This is a genomic window from Pseudonocardia sp. EV170527-09 (assembly GCF_008369905.1).
Lineage (GTDB): Bacteria > Actinomycetota > Actinomycetes > Mycobacteriales > Pseudonocardiaceae > Pseudonocardia.
In genome coordinates, this window is the sequence record NZ_VRMC01000022.1 from 1 (window position 1) to 16481 (window position 16481).

At 75.0% G+C, this 16481-nt stretch carries 17 protein-coding genes; 4 read left to right on the top strand and 13 right to left on the bottom strand.

The features are described from left to right. On the top strand, nt 1–170 hold a 170-nt coding region (locus tag FVA95_RS09055), incomplete at its 5' end, for an integrase core domain-containing protein (protein ID WP_149663805.1). Here FVA95_RS09055 and recO read toward each other — a convergent pair. The 10 genes from recO to hrcA form a co-directional block, all read right to left on the bottom strand. Continuing rightward, the gene (gene recO / locus FVA95_RS09060) at nt 167–1003 is read right to left on the bottom strand and encodes a DNA repair protein RecO (RefSeq protein WP_161992240.1); all 837 of its coding nucleotides are present in this window, start codon (nt 1001–1003) and stop codon (nt 167–169) included. The genes FVA95_RS09055 and recO overlap by 4 nt on opposite strands. A gap of 20 nt (nt 1004–1023) precedes the next feature. After that, on the bottom strand, nt 1024–1926 hold the full coding sequence (gene era / locus FVA95_RS09065) for a GTPase Era (RefSeq protein ID WP_075311401.1): 903 nt from the start codon (nt 1924–1926) through the stop codon (nt 1024–1026). Further along, entirely contained in the window at nt 1923–3155 is a 1233-nt protein-coding gene (lhgO, locus tag FVA95_RS09070; protein WP_149663806.1) for an L-2-hydroxyglutarate oxidase, read from the bottom strand. Before lhgO ends, era begins: the two co-directional genes overlap by 4 nt. 124 nt (nt 3156–3279) lie before the next feature. After that, nucleotides 3280–4704: a hemolysin family protein gene (locus FVA95_RS09075; RefSeq protein ID WP_149663807.1), complete on the bottom strand. Its 1425-nt coding sequence runs from the start codon at nt 4702–4704 to the stop codon at nt 3280–3282. A 37-nt stretch (nt 4705–4741) separates the two neighbouring features. Continuing rightward, nucleotides 4742–5287 carry an rRNA maturation RNase YbeY gene (ybeY, locus tag FVA95_RS09080; protein WP_149663808.1) on the bottom strand — a complete coding sequence of 182 codons (546 nt, stop codon included), beginning with the start codon at nt 5285–5287 and terminating at the stop codon, nt 4742–4744. A 104-nt stretch (nt 5288–5391) separates the two neighbouring features. Then, on the bottom strand, nt 5392–6495 hold the full coding sequence (locus tag FVA95_RS09085; protein WP_149663809.1) for a PhoH family protein: 1104 nt from the start codon (nt 6493–6495) through the stop codon (nt 5392–5394). Between the two features lie 92 nt (nt 6496–6587). Then, complete coding sequence (locus FVA95_RS09090) at nt 6588–7484, bottom strand: S9 family peptidase (protein ID WP_240051375.1); 897 nt, start codon at nt 7482–7484, stop codon at nt 6588–6590. Nucleotides 7485–7554: 70 nt separating this feature from the next. Then, complete coding sequence (locus tag FVA95_RS09095) at nt 7555–8310, bottom strand: 16S rRNA (uracil(1498)-N(3))-methyltransferase (RefSeq protein WP_149663810.1); 756 nt, start codon at nt 8308–8310, stop codon at nt 7555–7557. 4 nt (nt 8311–8314) lie between these two features. Continuing rightward, nucleotides 8315–9481: a molecular chaperone DnaJ gene (gene dnaJ, locus FVA95_RS09100; RefSeq protein WP_020624625.1), complete on the bottom strand. Its 1167-nt coding sequence runs from the start codon at nt 9479–9481 to the stop codon at nt 8315–8317. Nucleotides 9482–9527: 46 nt separating this feature from the next. Then, nucleotides 9528–10547, bottom strand: coding sequence for a heat-inducible transcriptional repressor HrcA (gene hrcA / locus FVA95_RS09105; protein WP_075311390.1), 1020 nt, complete (start codon nt 10545–10547; stop codon nt 9528–9530). A gap of 92 nt (nt 10548–10639) precedes the next feature. Here hrcA and FVA95_RS09110 point away from each other — a divergent pair, with 92 nt between their 5' ends. The 3 genes from FVA95_RS09110 to FVA95_RS09120 are packed head-to-tail and all read left to right on the top strand — an operon-like array spanning nt 10640 to nt 13580. Further along, complete coding sequence (locus tag FVA95_RS09110) at nt 10640–11779, top strand: hypothetical protein (protein WP_149663811.1); 1140 nt, start codon at nt 10640–10642, stop codon at nt 11777–11779. An 8-nt stretch (nt 11780–11787) separates the two neighbouring features. Continuing rightward, entirely contained in the window at nt 11788–12726 is a 939-nt protein-coding gene (locus tag FVA95_RS09115; protein WP_149663858.1) for an ABC transporter ATP-binding protein, read from the top strand. Next, a complete protein-coding gene (locus FVA95_RS09120) occupies nt 12723–13580 on the top strand; it encodes an ABC transporter permease (RefSeq protein WP_149663812.1) in 858 nt (285 codons plus the stop codon). Before FVA95_RS09115 ends, FVA95_RS09120 begins: the two co-directional genes overlap by 4 nt. Nucleotides 13581–13612: 32 nt before the next feature. Here FVA95_RS09120 and FVA95_RS09125 read toward each other — a convergent pair whose 3' ends face one another. From FVA95_RS09125 to FVA95_RS09135, 3 genes are read right to left on the bottom strand one after another with little or no spacing between them, the layout of a single operon-like run. Next, on the bottom strand, nt 13613–14398 hold the full coding sequence (locus FVA95_RS09125; RefSeq protein ID WP_240051377.1) for a lipase: 786 nt from the start codon (nt 14396–14398) through the stop codon (nt 13613–13615). After that, on the bottom strand, nt 14395–15627 hold the full coding sequence (hemW, locus tag FVA95_RS09130) for a radical SAM family heme chaperone HemW (RefSeq protein ID WP_149663813.1): 1233 nt from the start codon (nt 15625–15627) through the stop codon (nt 14395–14397). The genes FVA95_RS09125 and hemW overlap by 4 nt, the downstream gene beginning before the upstream one ends. Further along, nucleotides 15627–16232 carry a hypothetical protein gene (locus FVA95_RS09135; RefSeq protein ID WP_149663814.1) on the bottom strand — a complete coding sequence of 202 codons (606 nt, stop codon included), beginning with the start codon at nt 16230–16232 and terminating at the stop codon, nt 15627–15629. Before FVA95_RS09135 ends, hemW begins: the two co-directional genes overlap by 1 nt. Nucleotides 16233–16481: the final 249 nt, after the last annotated feature.

Consider the following 16481-nt stretch of genomic DNA (forward strand, 5'->3'; position numbering starts at 1 on the left):
GGACCCTGGCCGACGGCTGGGCCTACGCCCGACTCTATGAGTCGACCCGCCAACGCAACGACGCCCTACCCGGCTGGATGCACTTCTACAATCACCACCGCGCTCACTCCGCCATCGGCGGCCAGCCACCAGTCACCAGGCTGACCAACCTCCCTGGACATCACAACTAGTCGGACAGCACGTCCGGAGGTGTCGCCGCACCGTCGTCCGGCGGTTCCGGGGCGGTCCCCGGCGCACCCGGCGCGACGACGGCGGCGGGCCGGACCCGGGCGCGGCGGTCGACCAGGGGCAGCGAGCGCAGCTGGCGCTCCAGGTGCCACTGCAGGTGCGCCGCGACCAGGCCGCTGGCCTCCCGCCGGGTCGGGGTGCCCGAGGCGTCGGCGGTGTCCCAGTCGCCGTGCAGCAGCGCCATGAGCAGCGCCACCGTCTCGGGGGCCGGGGTGACCGAGCCCGGCGGACGGCAGCGCGGGCACACCATGCCGCCCCCGGCGACGGTGAACGACCGGTGCGGGCCGGGCGTCGCACAGCGCGCACAGTCCGACAGCGACGGCGCCCACCCCGCATGGCTCATGGCCCGGAGCAGGAACGCGTCGAGCACCAGGGCCGGTTCGCGGGCGCCGTCGGCCAGCGCCCGGGTGGCGCCGAGCAGCAGCAGGTAGACCCGCAGGCTCGGCTCGCCCTCCTCGGACACCAGCCGGTCCGCGGTCTCCAGGATCGCGCAGCCGCAGGAGTAGGCCGACCAGTCCGCGACGATCGCCGGCGCGAACGCGTCGACGGTCTGGGCCTGGGTGACCACGTCGAGCGTGCGCCCGGTGTAGCACTGGACGTCGACGTGGTTGAACGGCTCCAGCCGGGCGCCCCACCGCGACCGGGTGCGGCGCACGCCCTTGGCGACCACCCGGATCTTGCCGTGCTGACGGGTCAGCATCGTGATGATCCGGTCCGCCTCGCCCAGCTTCTGCACCCGGAGCACGATCCCGGTGTCGCGGTAGAGCTGGGCCATCCACCCAGTCTAGGTTCTCCTCAGAACCCCAGCTTGCGCAGCTGCTTCGGGTCCCGCTGCCAGTCCTCGGCGATCTTCACGTGCAGGTCCAGGTGCACCCGGGTGCCCAGCAGCTTCTCGATCTGGCGACGGGCGTCGCTGCCGACCTGCTTGAGCCGGGCACCGCCCTTGCCGATCACGATGCCCTTCTGGCTGGACCGCTCGACGTAGATGATCGCGTAGATCTCCAGCAGGTCCTTCTTCTCGATCGTCTCCTCGACGACGACGGCGATCGAGTGCGGCAGCTCGTCGCGCACGCCCTCCAGTGCCGCCTCCCGCACGAGCTCGGCGACGAGCACGTCGGTCGGCTCGTCGGTGAGGTCGCCGTCCGGGTAGAGCTGCGGACCCTCCGGCAGCAGCCCGACCAGCAGGTCCGACAGCAGCGAGACCTGGAAGCCCGACTTCGCCGAGGTCGGCACGACCTCGGCGAAGTCCATCAGCGCCGCCACCTCGGTGAGCCGCTCGGCGACCTGCTCGGGGCGTGCCGTGTCGGTCTTGGTGACGACGGCGACCACCGGGGTGTGCGCGGCGATCCGGCTCAGCTCCTCGGCGATGAACCGGTCGCCCTTGCCGACCTTCTCGTTCGCGGGCACGCAGAACCCGACGACGTCGACCTCGGACCACGTCTCGCGCACCAGGTCGTTGAGCCGCGACCCGAGCAGGGTCCGGGGGCGGTGCAGCCCCGGGGTGTCGACCAGGACGATCTGGGCGTCCGGTCGGTGCACGATCCCGCGGATCGCGTGCCGGGTGGTCTGCGGACGCGAGGAGGTGATCGCGATCTTCTCCCCGACCAGCGCGTTGGTCAGGGTGGACTTGCCGGCGTTGGGTCTGCCGACGAAGCAGGCGAACCCGGACCGGAAGCCCTCGGGCTGTGCGCCGGTCATGCCGCACCGAGCCGGTCGAGGATCTCGCGGCCGATCGGCAGCGCCGCCGTCGCCGCCGGGGACGGTGCGTTCAGCACGTGCAGGATCGAGCCGGGGTGGCCCGCGCCGTCCGGACCGGCCTGGTCGAGGAACAGGAAGTCGTCGACCAGGGTGCCGTCGGCCTTCACGGCCTGGGCCCGCACCCCGGCGCCGGCCGGGTGCAGGTCGGACGCGGTGACCTCGGGCAGCATCCGCTGGATCTGGCGGACCATCGCGCGCGTCGACAACGAGCGGCGGACCTCGCCGATGCCGTAGCGCCAGTGCGTGCGCGCCACCTTGACCATGCCCGGGTAGGTCAGCGTCCCCAGCAGCTCCTTCGGCTTGACCGTGCGCCAGTCGTAGCCCTCGCGGGCCAGCGCGAGCACGGCGTTCGGGCCGGCGTGGACGGTGCCGTCGATGCCGCGGGTGGCGTGCACCCCGAGGAACGGGAACGCCGGGTCGGGGACCGGGTAGATCAGGCCGCGGACCAGCGAGGCGGCCCGCTCGGAGAAGCCGGAGTACTCGCCGCGGAACGGGATGATCCGCACACCGGGGTCGGCCCCGGCGAGGCGGGCGAGCTCGTCGCAGCGCAGTCCGCCGCAGACCACGGCGCGGGTGCCGAGCAGGTCACCGCGGGTGGTGCGCACGACGACGTCGGACGGGCGGCGGGCGAACCCGGTGACGGTGCGGCCGAGGTGGACCTCACCGCCGTTCTTCTCCACCAGCTCGCCCAGCTTCTCCGCGACCAGCCGGTAGTCGGTGATGCCGGTCGAGGGCACCCAGAGCGCGGCGAGGCCGCGGACGTCGGGCTCGTAGGTGCGGATGCCGTGCTCGTCGAGGCGGTGGTTCTCCACGCCGTTGGCGTCGCCGCGGCGGGCCAGCTCGTCGAGCCGGGGCAGCTCCTCGGGCTCGGTCGCGACGACGAGCTTGCCGCACACCTGGTGCGGCAGGTCGTGCTCGCGGCAGAACGCGATGGTCTCGGCGCAGCCGGCGACGGCCAGGCGGGCCTTGTAGCCGCCGGGCGCGTAGTAGAGCCCGGAGTGCACGACGTTGGAGTTGTTGCCGGTCTGGTGGTTCGCCAGGCGCTGCTCACGCTCGACGACGGCGACGCTCAGCCCGTTGCGGGTGGCGGCGTACGCGGTGGCCAGGCCGACGATCCCGCCCCCGACGACGACGAGGTCGTAGCGCGGTGTCGCGGGCAGCCCGGTCACCGGGCACGCTCCGCGGGGATGGTCGTGCGGGCAGCCATCAGGTCCTCCTCGCGTCCCGCCCGTGGCGGGACGGTCACGTCCGTCGGTCGTTCCCCGTGCCCGGGGACGGCCAGGTCAGTGCCGTTCAGTGCCGGTCGGCGCCGGCGTGCTCGGTGGGGTCGCCCGCGACGTGGTCCGGCACGTCGGACTCCGAGGTGTCCTGGCGCGGCCCGTCGTGGCCGGTGTCCTCGGTCTCGGCCGGCTCCAGCGGACTGACCAGCACCGAGGTGATGCGGACCCGACCGCGGGCGTCCTTGCCGCCCTCGCCCTGCAGTCGCAGCAGGCCGTCCAGCTCCGCGGTGGCCCCGGGCAGCGGCACCTTGCCCAGGCGCTGGGCGAGCAGCCCGCCGACGGTGTCGACGTCGGCGTTCTCCAGCGCCTCGTGCAGCTCGTCCTCGCGCGGGGTGCCGCGGAACCGTCCGGCGAACAGCTCCTCGAGGTCCTCGACGGGCAGCCGGGCCGCGACCCGGAAGGCGCCGTCGGAGGCCTCGGCGACCTCGGGCACCTCCTCGGAGTCGTACTCGTCGGTGATCTCGCCGACGATCTCCTCCAGGATGTCCTCGATCGTCACCACCCCGGCGGTACCGCCGTACTCGTCGACGACGACGGCCATGTGGTTGCGGGTGCGCTGCATCTCGCGCATGAGGTCGTCGCTGCGCTTGGAGTCCGGCACGAAGGCCGCGGGGCGCAGGATGTCGAGCAGGGCGACCTCGCGCTCGCCGCGTCGGGCCTCCTCGCGGGCCCGCACCAGGTCCTTGAGGTAGGCGATGCCGATGACGTCGTCGATGCCCTCGCCGAGCACCGGGATGCGCGAGTAGCCGCTCTTGAGCGCCAGCCGCAGCACCTTCTCCACCAGGGTGTCGCGCTCGGTCCAGATCAGGTCCGGCCGCGGCACCATGATGTCGCGGACCGGGGTCTCCCCCAGCTCGAACACCGAGTGGATCATCTTGCGCTCGCCCTCGTCGACGACGCCGCGGTTGCTGGCCATGTCGACGAGCTCGCGCAGCTCGACCTCGGTGGAGAACGGGCCGTCGCGGAAACCGGGCCCCGGGGTGATCGCGTTGCCCAGCAGGATGAGCAGCTTCGCCAGCGGCGAGAGCACCGTGCCCAGGGCGCGGATCGGGGCGGCGAGCAGCAGCCCGATCCGGTACGGGTGCTGGCGGCCCAGGGTGCGCGGCCCGACCCCGACCAGCACGTAGCTGGCCAGCACCATGAGCACCGCGGCGAGCAGCAGCCCGATCCAGGGCGCGGAGAACAGCGGGGCCAGCGCGATCGCCAGCAGGATCACCGCGACCGTCTCGCAGGCGACGCGCAGCAGCATCAGCAGGTTGACGTGCCGCGGCCGGTCGGCGACGACGGCCGACAGCGCCCGCGCACCGGCCCGCCCGGACCGCACGACGGCGTCCACCCGGGCACGGGAGATCGACATCAGGGCCGAGTCCGCGGCCGCGAACACCCCGGCCAGCAGGACGAGCAGGACCGTCGCGACGATCAGCCAGACGGGGGTCACTTCTGCTCCTCGGAGAACGGGGGCGTGGGTCGTCCGGTCACCGGCCGGACTCGTCCTCGAAACCGGCGGCACCGAGCAGCCGGTCGTCGCTGCGCTTCTGGGCGTCCCGGGCGCGCTCGCGGGCCCGGCCGGACCGCCAGCGGACGAGCAGCCGGTTCTGCAGCGCGAACATCTCGCGCTCGTCCTCGGGCTCGAGGTGGTCGTAGCCGAGCAGGTGCAGGATGCCGTGCACGGTCAGCAGGTGCAGCTCGTCGGCCAGGGTGTGCCCGGCCTTGCGCGCCTGGTCCCGGGCGAAGGCCGGGCAGAGCACGACGTCACCGAGCAGGGCGGGGCCCAGGTCCGGTGCGTCGGGCCGCCGGGTGTCCTCGGCGAGGGCGTCCATCGGGAAGGCCATGACGTCGGTGGGGCCCGGCTCGTCCATCCAGCGGACGTGCAACTCCTCCATCGCGTCCAGCCCGACGGCGGTGATCGCCAGCTCGGCGGACGGGCTCACCTTCATCGCGTCCAGCGCGTACCGGGCGACCGACACGATCTGCGCCTCGTCGACCGCGACCCCGGACTCGTTGACGACCTCGATGCTCACGTCGCCGCTGCCCTGCCCCTGCTCGCCGATACGGATGTACGGGGCAGCCTAGACGGCCGCGCCGGCGGTCCCGGGCGCCACCCGCCCCTGGCCACCGTCCCCGGTCACCGCCGCCGGTCGGGACGCCGCGCGGGGCCGTTGCGGGGTGCGCCGTTGCCGACGGCGGCCGCGCGGTGCTCGACGGCGTCGAACCGGGCGTAGGCGTCGACGATGTCGGACACCAGGCGGTGCCGGACCACGTCGGCGCTCTCGAGCCGGGAGAAGTGCACGTCGTCGACGCCGTCGAGGATGTCCTGCACGACCGCCAGCCCGGACCGGGCGTTGCCCGGCAGGTCGACCTGGGTGATGTCGCCGGTCACCACGATCCGCGAGCCGAAGCCGAGCCGGGTGAGGAACATCTTCATCTGCTCGGGCGTGGTGTTCTGCGCCTCGTCGAGGATGATGAACGCGTCGTTGAGCGTCCTTCCCCGCATGTACGCCAGCGGCGCGACCTCGATCGTCCCGGCAGCCATCAGCTTCGGGATCGACTCCGGGTCGATCATGTCGTGCAGCGCGTCGTAGAGCGGGCGCAGGTACGGGTCGATCTTCTCGAACAGCGTGCCGGGCAGATAGCCCAGCCGCTCCCCCGCCTCGACCGCGGGCCGGGTCAGGATGATCCGGTTGACCTGCTTGGCCTGCAACGCCTGCACGGCCTTGGCCATCGCCAGGTAGGTCTTGCCGGTACCGGCCGGGCCGATGCCGAAGACGATCGTGAACGCGTCGATGGCGTCGACGTAGCGCTTCTGGTTGAGCGTCTTGGGCCGGATGGTCTTCCCGCGCCGGGACAGGATGTCCAGGCTCAGCACCTCAGCCGGGGACTCGCCCAGCCGCTCGTCGGCGGTGTTCTCCGCCGAGAGCATCTGCACCGTGCGGCGCACGGTGTCCGCGCCGACCAGCTGGCCGCGCTCGGCCAGGGTGATCAGCTCGGTGAAGACCCGCTCGGCGAAGGCGACGTCGCCGGGTTCCCCGGACAGGGTCAGCTCGTTGCCGCGGACGTGGACGTCGGCGGTCAGCTCCTCCTCGGCGGCGCGCAGGCTCTCGTCGCGCGAGCCGAGCAGGGCGAGGAGGGCGGTGTCCGGCACGGCCATCCTCGACCGGACGGTCCCGCCCGGTGCTGCGTCGGACCGCTCGTCGGTCCGAGGGGTGGGGCCGGGTTCGGTGCCGGTCAAGAGTGTGTTCGCCTGCCTCGTACGTCGGGTCGCCGGACTGCGCCGATCGTACCGGTCGGACCACCGACGGCACCCGCGGATTCGGCAGCGGGTCAGGCGGGCGCGCTCAGGCGTTCCACCGCCGCCAGCGCGGCCGCCCAGCCCGGATGGCGCACGTCGATGAGCTGCAGGTGGTTCGCGCCCTCGACCCGCACGAGCTCCGAGCGGTCCCCGGCGGCCGTCGCGGCGGCGACGAAGTCCTCGCTCTGGGAGAGCGGGACGACCTCGTCGGCGGTGCCGTGGACGCACACCGACGGCACCCCGAGCGGGACGGCCTCCAGCGGACTGGTCGCGCGGAACCGGGCCGGGTCGGCGGCCGGGGTCGCCGCGACGAGGTCGGCGACGGCGCCGTCGCCGAGCAGCATCCCGCCGGCCAGGTCGAGCACCCCGGCCAGCGAGACCACCCCGGCCGGTCGCACCGCGGGCGCGGCGCCCGGGTCACCGGGGGCGAGCTTCGCGCGCATCGCGAGCCAGCCCGCGAGGTGCCCGCCCGCCGAGTGCCCGAGCACGACGAGCCGGCGCAGGTCGAGCCGGGTGGAGCGCAGGGTGGCGAGGTGGTCGGCGGCCATCGCGACGTCGTCGAAGGTGGAGGGCCAGCCGCCGCCGGCGTTCACCGTGCGGTACTCGATGTTCCAGACCGCGAAGTTCGCCGCGACCAGCGCGTCGACCACCGGCTGCATGACCGTGAGGTCGGTGCCGGCCCGCCAGAACCCGCCGTGCACGACGAGCACGGTGCCGCGGGGCAGGTCCCGGGTGGCCGGGAAGGTCAGCTCGCCGAACTGCTGGGGCTGGCCGCCGTAGGCCATCCGCTCGGTCCGCGGCACGGCCTCGTCACGCGGGGGCCGGCGCGGGGCCGCGGGGGCGTCGTTGCCGCAGGCGCCGAGCAGCGGTGAGGCGGCGAGGCCGGCCAGCAGCGCGCGACGTCCGATCCGGGGAGCATGGTCACTCACGCGGCGGATGATGGCATCCGAACCCGGCCCACGACGACGGAATCGCCGGAAAGAGACGGCCCCGGCGGGGTCAGCGGGCCCAGCGGCCGGTGCGCACGGCGAGCGCGCCGAGCGCGACGCAGGCCGCGGTGGAGGCCCGCAGCACCTCCGGCCCCATCCGGACCGGGACGGCGCCGGCGTCGGCGAGACGGTCGAGCTCGGTGTCGTCGACGCCGCCCTCCGGTCCGACGGCGAGCAGCACCTCCCCCGTGGCGGGCAGCGCGACCGAGGCGAGGTCGTCGCCCGCGGACTCGTGCAGCACCAGCGCGGTGTCGGCGGCAGCGACCCGGGCGGCGAGCTGCGCGGTGGTCACCGGGTCGGCGACCCCGGGCTGCCACGGCCGCCGGGCCTGCTTGGCCGCCTCCCGCACGGTGGACCGCCAGCGTTCGAGGGCCTTCGCCCCGCGCGGGCCGTCGTCCCAGCGGGTGACGCAGCGCGCCGCCTTCCAGGGGACGAACCCGTCGGCACCGGCCTCGGTGGCGGTCTCCACGGCGAGCTCGCCGCGGTCGCCCTTGACCAGCGCCTGCGCGACGACGACGCGGACCTCGGGTGCGGGCACCCGGGTCACCTCGTGGAGCCGCACGGTCAGCGCGTCCCGCCCGGCGACGTCGACGACCTCGGCGCGGGCCAGCCCGCCCCGGCCGTCGGAGAGCACCAGCGCCTCGCCGGGGCGCAGCCGCCGCACGGTCGCGGCGTGCCGCCCCTCCGGACCGTCGAGCACCGTGTCGGAGCCCGGGCCCGGGAGGGACGCGACGTCGTCGACCAGGAACAGCGGCGCCGTCGTCACCGGGTCAGCGTCCGGTCCAGCTGTCGCGCAGCTTGGAGAACAGGCCGTGACCGTTGCGCGAGCCACCGATCAGGTCCGGCTGTGCCTCGCCGCGCAGCTCGGCGAGCTTGCGCAGCAGGTCGGTCTGCTCCTTGTCCAGCCGGGTCGGCACCACCACCTCCACGTGCACGAGGAGGTCGCCGTGGCCGTCGATGCGCCCGGTGGAGCGCAGCCGGGGCATGCCCTTGCCGCGCAGCGTGCGGACCGTGCCGTGCTGGGTGCCCGGCTCGACGTCGATCTCGGCGATCGTGCCGTCGAGCAGCGGCAGCGGCAGTGTGGTGCCGAGCGCGGCCGCGGTCATCGGCAGCGGGAGCGTGCAGTGCAGGTCGGCGCCGTCGCGGGTGAACAGCTCGTGCGGCGCCTCCTCCACCTCGACGTAGAGGTCACCGGCGGGGCCGCCACCGGAGCCGACCTCACCCTGCCCGGACAGGCGCACCCGCATGCCCTCGGCGACGCCGGCCGGGATCTTGACCGAGACGGTGCGCCGCGACCGGACCCGGCCGTCTCCCGCGCACTGGCGGCACGGGTCGGGGATGACCTCGCCGAACCCGCGGCAGGTCGGGCAGGGCCGCGCGGTGACGACCTGCCCGAGGAACGAGCGCTGCACGCTCTGGATCTCCCCGGAGCCGCCGCAGGTGTCGCAGGCGGTGGGACGGGTGCCGTCGGCGCAGCCGGAGCCCTGGCACTGGGTGCACAGGACCGCGGTGTCGACGGCGAGGTCGCGCTGCACACCGGCGGCGCACTCCTCCAGCGTCAGCTCCATCCGGATCAGCGCGTCGGCCCCGGGCTGGACACGGCTGCGCGGACCACGCCCGCGTCCACCGGCCGCGGTGCCGCCGAAGAACGCGTCCATGATGTCGCTGAAGCCGCCGAACCCGGCGAACGGGTCACCGCCGCCGCCACCCCCGCCGCGGGCGTCGAGGGGGTCGCCACCGAGGTCGACGACCCGGCGCTTCTCCGGGTCGGTCAGCACCTCGTAGGCGGCGCTCACCTCCCGGAACCGCTCCTGGGCGCCGGGATCGGGGTTGACGTCCGGGTGCAGCTCACGGGCGAGCTTGCGGTACGCCCGCTTGATCTCCGAGGCGTCGGCGCCGCGCTCGACGCCCAGGATCCCGTAGTAGTCGCGTGCCACCTGGCTCTTTTCCTCTGAGAAGTACCTACAACGACGATGAAAGGGCCTACCGACCGGTCAGGATCTCACCCACGTACCGGGCGACCGCATGCACCGCCGAGATCGTGCCCGGGTAGTCCATCCGGGTGGGCCCGACGACGCCCATCCCGCCCAGCGGGGTCCCCGAGCCGTACCCCACCGTGACCACGGACGCTGTGCGCAGGTCCTCGGCCTCGTTCTCCTCACCGATCCGGACGGTGACCAGCCCGGACTCCTGCGACGCCGCGAGCAGCCGCATGACCACGACCTGCTCCTCCAGCGCCTCCAGGACCTGGCGCAGCGAGCCGGGGAAGTCGGCGTGGCTGCGGGTCAGGTTCGCCGTGCCGCCCAGCACCATCCGCTCCTCGGGGTGCTCGACGAGGGTCTCGATGAGCACCGTCGCGAGGTGCAGCAGCGGGGTGCGCAGATCCTCCGGCGCGGTGTCGGGCAGCTCGGCGACGGCCGCGGAGGCCTCGGCGAGCTTGCGACCGTTGAGTGCGTTGCCGAGCATCTCGCGCAGCCGGGCGACGTCGTCGTCGGCGAGCACGTCCCCCAGGTCCACGACGCGCTGGTCGACGCGCCCGGAGTCGGTGATCAGCACCAGCATCAGCCGGGCCGGGGTCAGCTGCACGACCTCCAGGTGGCGGACCGTGGAGCGGGTCAGCGTCGGGTACTGCACGACGGCGACCTGGCGGGTCAGCTGCGCGAGCAGCCGCACCGAGCGGCGCAGCACGTCGTCCAGGTCGACCGCACCGTCCAGGAACGTCTGCACGGCCCGCTTCTCGGCCGACGACAGCGGCTTGACCTGCGAGATCCGGTCGACGAACTGACGGTAGCCCTTGTCGGTCGGGATCCGGCCGGCGCTGGTGTGCGGCTGGGCGATCAGCCCGTCCTCCTCGAGGACGGCCATGTCGTTGCGGACCGTCGCGCTCGACACCCCGAGGTTGTGCCGGTCGACGATGGCTTTGGAGCCCACGGGCTCCTGCGTCGACACGTAGTCGGCCACGATGGCCCGTAGTACGGCGAAGCGCCGTTCGTCGGCGTTCATCTCATCGCACCTCCCCCGGTGTGCCCCGTCCATCCTAAGCTCCGCCGCGGTCGCGCGGCCGGGGCACACGGCGTGGCACGGTGGGTGGGGTGATGTCCGCACGCCGCTTCGGCCGGCGCTCCCTGATCGTCGGCGCCGGTGCCCTCGCCCTGGTCGCGGCCGGTACGAGCGACCGCTGGCTCCCCGTCGGCGACGTCGCCGGGGCGCCGGACCCGGTCGCGCTGCGGGCCCGGATCCTGGCGGGTGTCGTCCCCCACTCCGGGCTGGCGACGGCGACCGGCCGGCTCGGGCTGCCCACCGTCGCGCCGATCGGGTCCGCGGCCCGGCTGCTGTCCACGACCACCCGGATCCGCGTCCAGGTCGCCGACGACGGCCGCTGGCGGGTCGACGAACTGACCCCGGTCGGCGAGGTCGACACCTACCGCGACGGGCAGGTCGAACAGGTCTGGGACTACGGCGCGAACCGGCTCACCACGGTCGAGCCACTCGCCCCGGTGCGGTTCCCGCGGGCCTCGGACCTCGCCCCGGCCGACCTGGCCCGCCGGCTGCTCGGCGCCACACCGGACGACCCGGTGACGGCGCTGCCGCCGCGCCGGGTGGCCGGGCTGGCCGCGGCCGGGCTGCGGGTGACCCCGGCCGACCCGGACAGTCTGGCCGGCCGGATCGACGTGTGGTCGGTCCCCGCCGGAGACGGCGCCCTCCCGGTCGCGGTCGAGATCGCCGCCCGGGACGGCGTGGGCCCGCTCCTGGAGACGGCGTTCGAGGCGGTGGAGACCGTCCCGCCGCCCGGCTCCGGCCTCGTCCCGGCGCCGCCGTCGTCGGCGGAGCGGGTGCGGACCCGCCCGGACGACCTGACCGGGTCGCTGAACGGGGTCGGCGCGGTCCCGCCACCGGACCGGCTCGCCGGCCGGGACCGGGTGGAGCTGCCGGTGTCCGGGGACGTCCCGGCCACCGAGCTGCTGCCCGGGGTCGGCGTCTACGGAACGGGGGTCGGCCGGTTCGTGCTGGTCCCGGCCGGGCCGGAGGTCGTCGACGGGATCGTGCGCGGCTCGGCCGCCGCGGGCGGGGTGGACGTGCCGGGCCTGCCCGGCGGCTCGGCCGCCCGGGTGGCGACGCCGCTGCTCAGCCTGGTCGTCGCCCGTCGGCGACGGCGCGGGGTGCTGCTGGCCGGGACGGTGCGGCCCGGTGTGCTGGAGTCCGCCGCCGTCGAGCTGATGGGTGCGGGCCGGTGAACGACCCGGTGGTGGCGACGCACGCCCTGACCAAGCGGTTCGGCCGGGTCACCGCCGTCGACGGTGTCGACCTGGCGGTGCCCGCCGGGTCGCGGTTCGGGCTGCTGGGCCCGAACGGCTCGGGCAAGACGACGCTGGTGCGGATGCTGCTCGGACTGGTGCACGCCACCTCGGGGTCGATCGAGGTGCTGGGCTCGCCGATGCCGCGGGCCGCGGCCACGGTGCTGCCGCGGGTCGGGGCGCTGGTCGAGTCCCCCGCCGCCTGGCCGGGGCTGTCGGGGCGGGCGAACCTGACCCTGCTCGACGCGGCGGGCTCGGTGGGCGGCCCGCTGCACCGGCCCGCCGACCGGCGACGACGGGTGCAGGACGCGTTGGACCAGGTCGGCCTGGGCGGGGTCGACCGCCGCCCGGTGCGGGCGTACTCGCTGGGGATGCGCCAGCGCCTGGGCATCGCCTCGGCGCTGCTGCGTGCCCCGGAGCTGCTGCTCCTCGACGAGCCGACCAACGGCCTGGACCCGCGCGGCATCGGGGAGATGCGTGCCCTGCTGACCGCGCTGAACGACCGGGGCACGACCGTGGTGCTGTCCAGCCACCTGCTCACCGAGGTGGAGACGCTGTGCACCCGGGTCGGGGTGATGGACGCCGGGCACCTGGTGCTCGTCCAGGACCTCGACGAGCTCCGCGCACCGACCGGCCGGGTCGTGGTCCGCACCCCGGCCCCGGCGGCCGCGGCGCGGGTGCTCGGCCGGGCGCTGGAGTCCGCCGACGGCGACCGGCTCGTGGTACGGGCCGTCGACCCCGCCGACCTGAACGCGCACCTGGTGCGGGCGGGGGTGCCGGTGGCGTCGCTGGAAGCCGAGCGCCGCACCCTGGAACAGGTGGTGCTGGAACGCACCGGTGACGGCTCGGACCGGGTGGCGACGGCCGGGCGGGAGGTGGCGCGGTGATCCTCGTCGAGCTGGCGCTGCTGCTGCGCCGCACCCGGGTGTGGCTGTGCTGGCTGCTGCTGTGCGCGCTGCCGGCACTGGTCGCGGTGGTCGTGTCGGCCACCGGGATCCTCCCGCCGCCGGGGCAGGGACCGGCGTTCCTGTCCGCGGTCGCGACGAACGGGCAGATCTTCCCGGCGTTCGCGCTGGCGCTGGTGCTGCCGGTCCTGCTGCCGATCACCGTGGCGGTGGTCGCCGGGGACACCATCGCCGGGGAGGCCGCCGCGGGGACGCTGCGCTACCTGCTGATCCGGCCGGTCGGACGGCTGCGGCTGCTGGTGGCGAAGCTGGTGTCGGTGGCGTTCTTCGTGGTCACCGCGGTGACCCTGGTGGTGCTGACGTCGTACGTGGTGGGGATCGCGGTGTTCGGCACCGGCACCACCACCGCCACCGGGGGACTCACCCTGCCCCCGGTCGACGCCGGGCCCGGCTCGGTCGCGTCGCTGTCCGGGACGGTGATCGAGCCGGTGGACCTGGCGACCCGGACCGGGCTGACCGTGGCCTACCTGGCGCTGCGCATGCTCACCCTGGGCGCTCTGGGGATCTTCTTCTCCACCCTGACCGACTCGCCGCTGGCGGCGGCGCTGGCGGTGCTCGCGGTCGTGGTGACCAGCGCGTCGCTGCAGGCCCTCGACGCCTCGGCCGCGTTCGTCGACTTCCTGCCGACGGCACACTGGCTGGCCTGGATCGACCTCTACCGCGACCCGGTCCTCTACGACGCCGCCCGCACCGGGGCGTGGGTGCAGGCCGGCTGGGTGGCGGTCGCCGTCGGGGCGGCGTGGGCGAATCTGGCGACCAAGGACATCGCGAGCTGAGCGGGACATCGCGAGCTGAGCGCCCGGTCGCCTCAGCCCGCGGCGCGCAGGGTGCCGCAGTCGGCCGGGGCCGCCTCGATCGGTGCGGTGGACAGTGCGCGGACGACCAGGCCGATCACGGCGTCGTCGGCGGGCAGGGCGCCGTGGCCGACGGTCGAGCCCGGGCACAGCTGCTGCAGCTCCACGTTGACCGCGCCGTCGAGGCGGGCCGAGGTGGGCGGGGTGACGACCCGGTCGCGGTCGGTCCACACCGACAGCCACGGCACCGCCGCTCCGGCACCGGCGAGCTCCCCCAGCAGCGCCGAGCCCGGGACGAGCTGGCGGCAGGCCTGCGGGCACGCCTCCGGGGCGAGCGCGGCGGCGGACCCGGCGACGGTCGTCCCGGCCAGCGGGGAGCCGATCGACACGATCCGCCTGGCCCGGGCCGGGCCGTCGTCGCGGACCGCCCACAGCCCGGCGACGACCCCGCCCGCGGAGTAGTCGACGACGTCGACCGACGGCGCCCCGGCGTCGGTGGCGACGGTGACCGCGCGGTCCAGCACGTCCACCTGCCGGTCGAGGTCGCCGGTGCCGTCGCCGTCGAGGGCCAGGACGCGGGCGTCGCGGCCCTGGGCGCGCAGGGCCCCGGCGAGGACCTCCAGTCCGGTGCGGTCGCCGCCGTAGCCGGGGACGAGCAGGACCGGTCCCGGCCGGTCCTGGGCGACGGGCCCGCGTGCGCCGCGGGACGCGTCGGGGAGGGCGACGACGACCGCGGCCACCACACCCACCGCGACCAGCAGCGCGACGACGACCAGCAGCGCCCGGCGGCGCGGGCTCACCGGACCCCCGCCGCGGCCGTACCGCTCGCGGTGGCGGGACCGGTCGCGGCGGGTTCCTCGTCGGCGATCAGCAGGTCGGTGACGACCCGGTCGGCCAGCAGCCGCCCACGGTCGGTCAGCACGGCGCGGCCCGCCGCGTGCGCCACCGGGTCCAGCAGCCCCTCGGCGACGGCGCGGGCGGCGGCCGCGCGACCGCCGTCGTGCAGCAGGGTCAGGGCCATGCCCTCGGCCAGGCGCAGCCGCAGCATGACCCGCTCGGTGTGCCGCTCGTCGGCGGTGAGCTCCTCGCGGCCGCCCTCGGGCGTCTCCCCCGCGGCGAGCGCGCCGGCCCAGCGCGCCGGGTGCTTGACGTTCCACCAGCGCGTCCCCGCCAGATGGGAGTGGGCGCCGGGGCCGATCCCCCACCAGTCGCCGTCGCGCCAGTAGCCCAGGTTGTGCCGGCACTCGGCCCCGGGCAGCGACCAGTTCGAGACCTCGTACCAGGCGAGTCCGGCGTCGCGCAGCCGGGCGTCGAGCAGCTCGTAGCGGGTGGCGGCGACGTCGTCGTCGGGGGCGGGCAGCTCGCCGCGGCGGACCCGGCGGGCCAGCGCGGTCCCGTCCTCGACGATGAGCGCGTAGGCCGAGACGTGGTCGACACCGGCGTCGAGGACGGCGTCGGCGGAGGCGCGCAGGTCGTCGTCGCTCTCGCCGGGGGTGGCGTAGATGAGGTCCAGGTTGACGTGGGCGAACCCGGCGGCACGGGCCTCCCGGGCGGCGGCGACGGCGCGCCCGGGGGTGTGCGTGCGGTCGAGCACGGCGAGCACGTGCGGGGCGGCGGACTGCATGCCCAGCGAGATGCGGGTGAACCCGCCGGCCCGCAGCCGGTCGAAGAACTCCGGCGAGACCGACTCGGGGTTGGACTCGGTGGTGACCTCGGCGTCCTCGGCGAGCGGGAGGTGCTCGCGGACGCAGTCGAGCATCGCGACCAGGCGGTCCGCGCCGATCAGCGACGGGGTGCCGCCGCCGACGAACACCGTCTCCACGGTGCGGTCCCCCACCGCCGCGGCGGCGAGCGCGATCTCGGTGCGGGCGGCGGCGAGCCAGCCGTCCGGGGACGCGGCGTCACCCGCCAGCTCGGAGGCGGTGTAGGTGTTGAAGTCGCAGTAGCCGCAGCGGGTCGCGCAGAACGGCACGTGGACGTAGAGCCCGAAGGCCGGCGGCACGGAGGTCACGTCCGGCGAGTGTGCCACTACCGGGTCGGACGGGTCGGCACCCGGACCTCGACCGGGACGCCGAGGGCGCGGGCCACCGCCGGGACGTCGAACCCGTCGAGCGGGTACTCCACGATCCCCGGACCGGTCTCCAGCAGCTCGTACACGGCGTCACCGACCGGCGGCACCGACAGCTCCAGGCGCAGGAACGCCGGGACCGGGAGCAGCCGGGGCGTGGACCGCATCGCGGTGTGCACGGTGACCCGGCGGAGGACGCCGCGGGGCAGCCGCACCGGACGGTCCGGCTCGACCGGGGCGACCAGCTCGACGGCGTCCGGGCCGACGACGACGCGGCGGGCGAGCCGGATCCGCGCGGCCGTGCCGAAGAAGGCGACCGCCGTCACCAGCGCGATCAGGCCGAGCACCAGGCCGATCAGCCGGGTCACGACGGTGTTGCCGGGGCGGCCGTCGTCGATCACCGACCAGCCGGTGGCCGCCGCCCGCAGGAAGGCGATCGCGGCGAGCATCGCCACTGCCGAGAGCACGACCCCGACCGCGGCGCGCACCGGTTGCGGCCGCAGGTGCACCACGTCCGTCGACGAGGTCGGGTCGTGCTGCCAGGAGGTGGCGTCGGGCGTCGTCATGGGCCGAGAATGGCCGAACCGGCACTCGCACCGTGGCGTTTCCGGCCGGAACGGCCGTCCGGACGGCGAACGTCCGGACCTATCCGCCCACCTCTCCCAGGATGCGAACATCACTTTGTGGCGAGTCCGGACACCGTGGCACCCTGTATCCGTGCCCGCACTCCGTCTCCGCCTCGTGGCGCGTCGCCACGTGGACCTGAACCGGACCCGTAGCGCGCTCTGTCGTCGGCACTGACCCGACGGCCCCTT

Coding starts and splice junctions, on each gene's coding strand:
- era (WP_075311401.1), bottom strand. CDS start 1,926: ATGACCGGCGCACAGCCCGAGGGCTTCCGGTCCGGGTTCGCCTGCTTC.
- FVA95_RS09135 (WP_149663814.1), bottom strand. CDS start 16,232: ATGACGACGCCCGACGCCACCTCCTGGCAGCACGACCCGACCTCGTCG.
- hrcA (WP_075311390.1), bottom strand. CDS start 10,547: ATGAACGCCGACGAACGGCGCTTCGCCGTACTACGGGCCATCGTGGCC.
- FVA95_RS09110 (WP_149663811.1), top strand. CDS start 10,640: ATGTCCGCACGCCGCTTCGGCCGGCGCTCCCTGATCGTCGGCGCCGGT.
- recO (WP_161992240.1), bottom strand. CDS start 1,003: ATGGCCCAGCTCTACCGCGACACCGGGATCGTGCTCCGGGTGCAGAAG.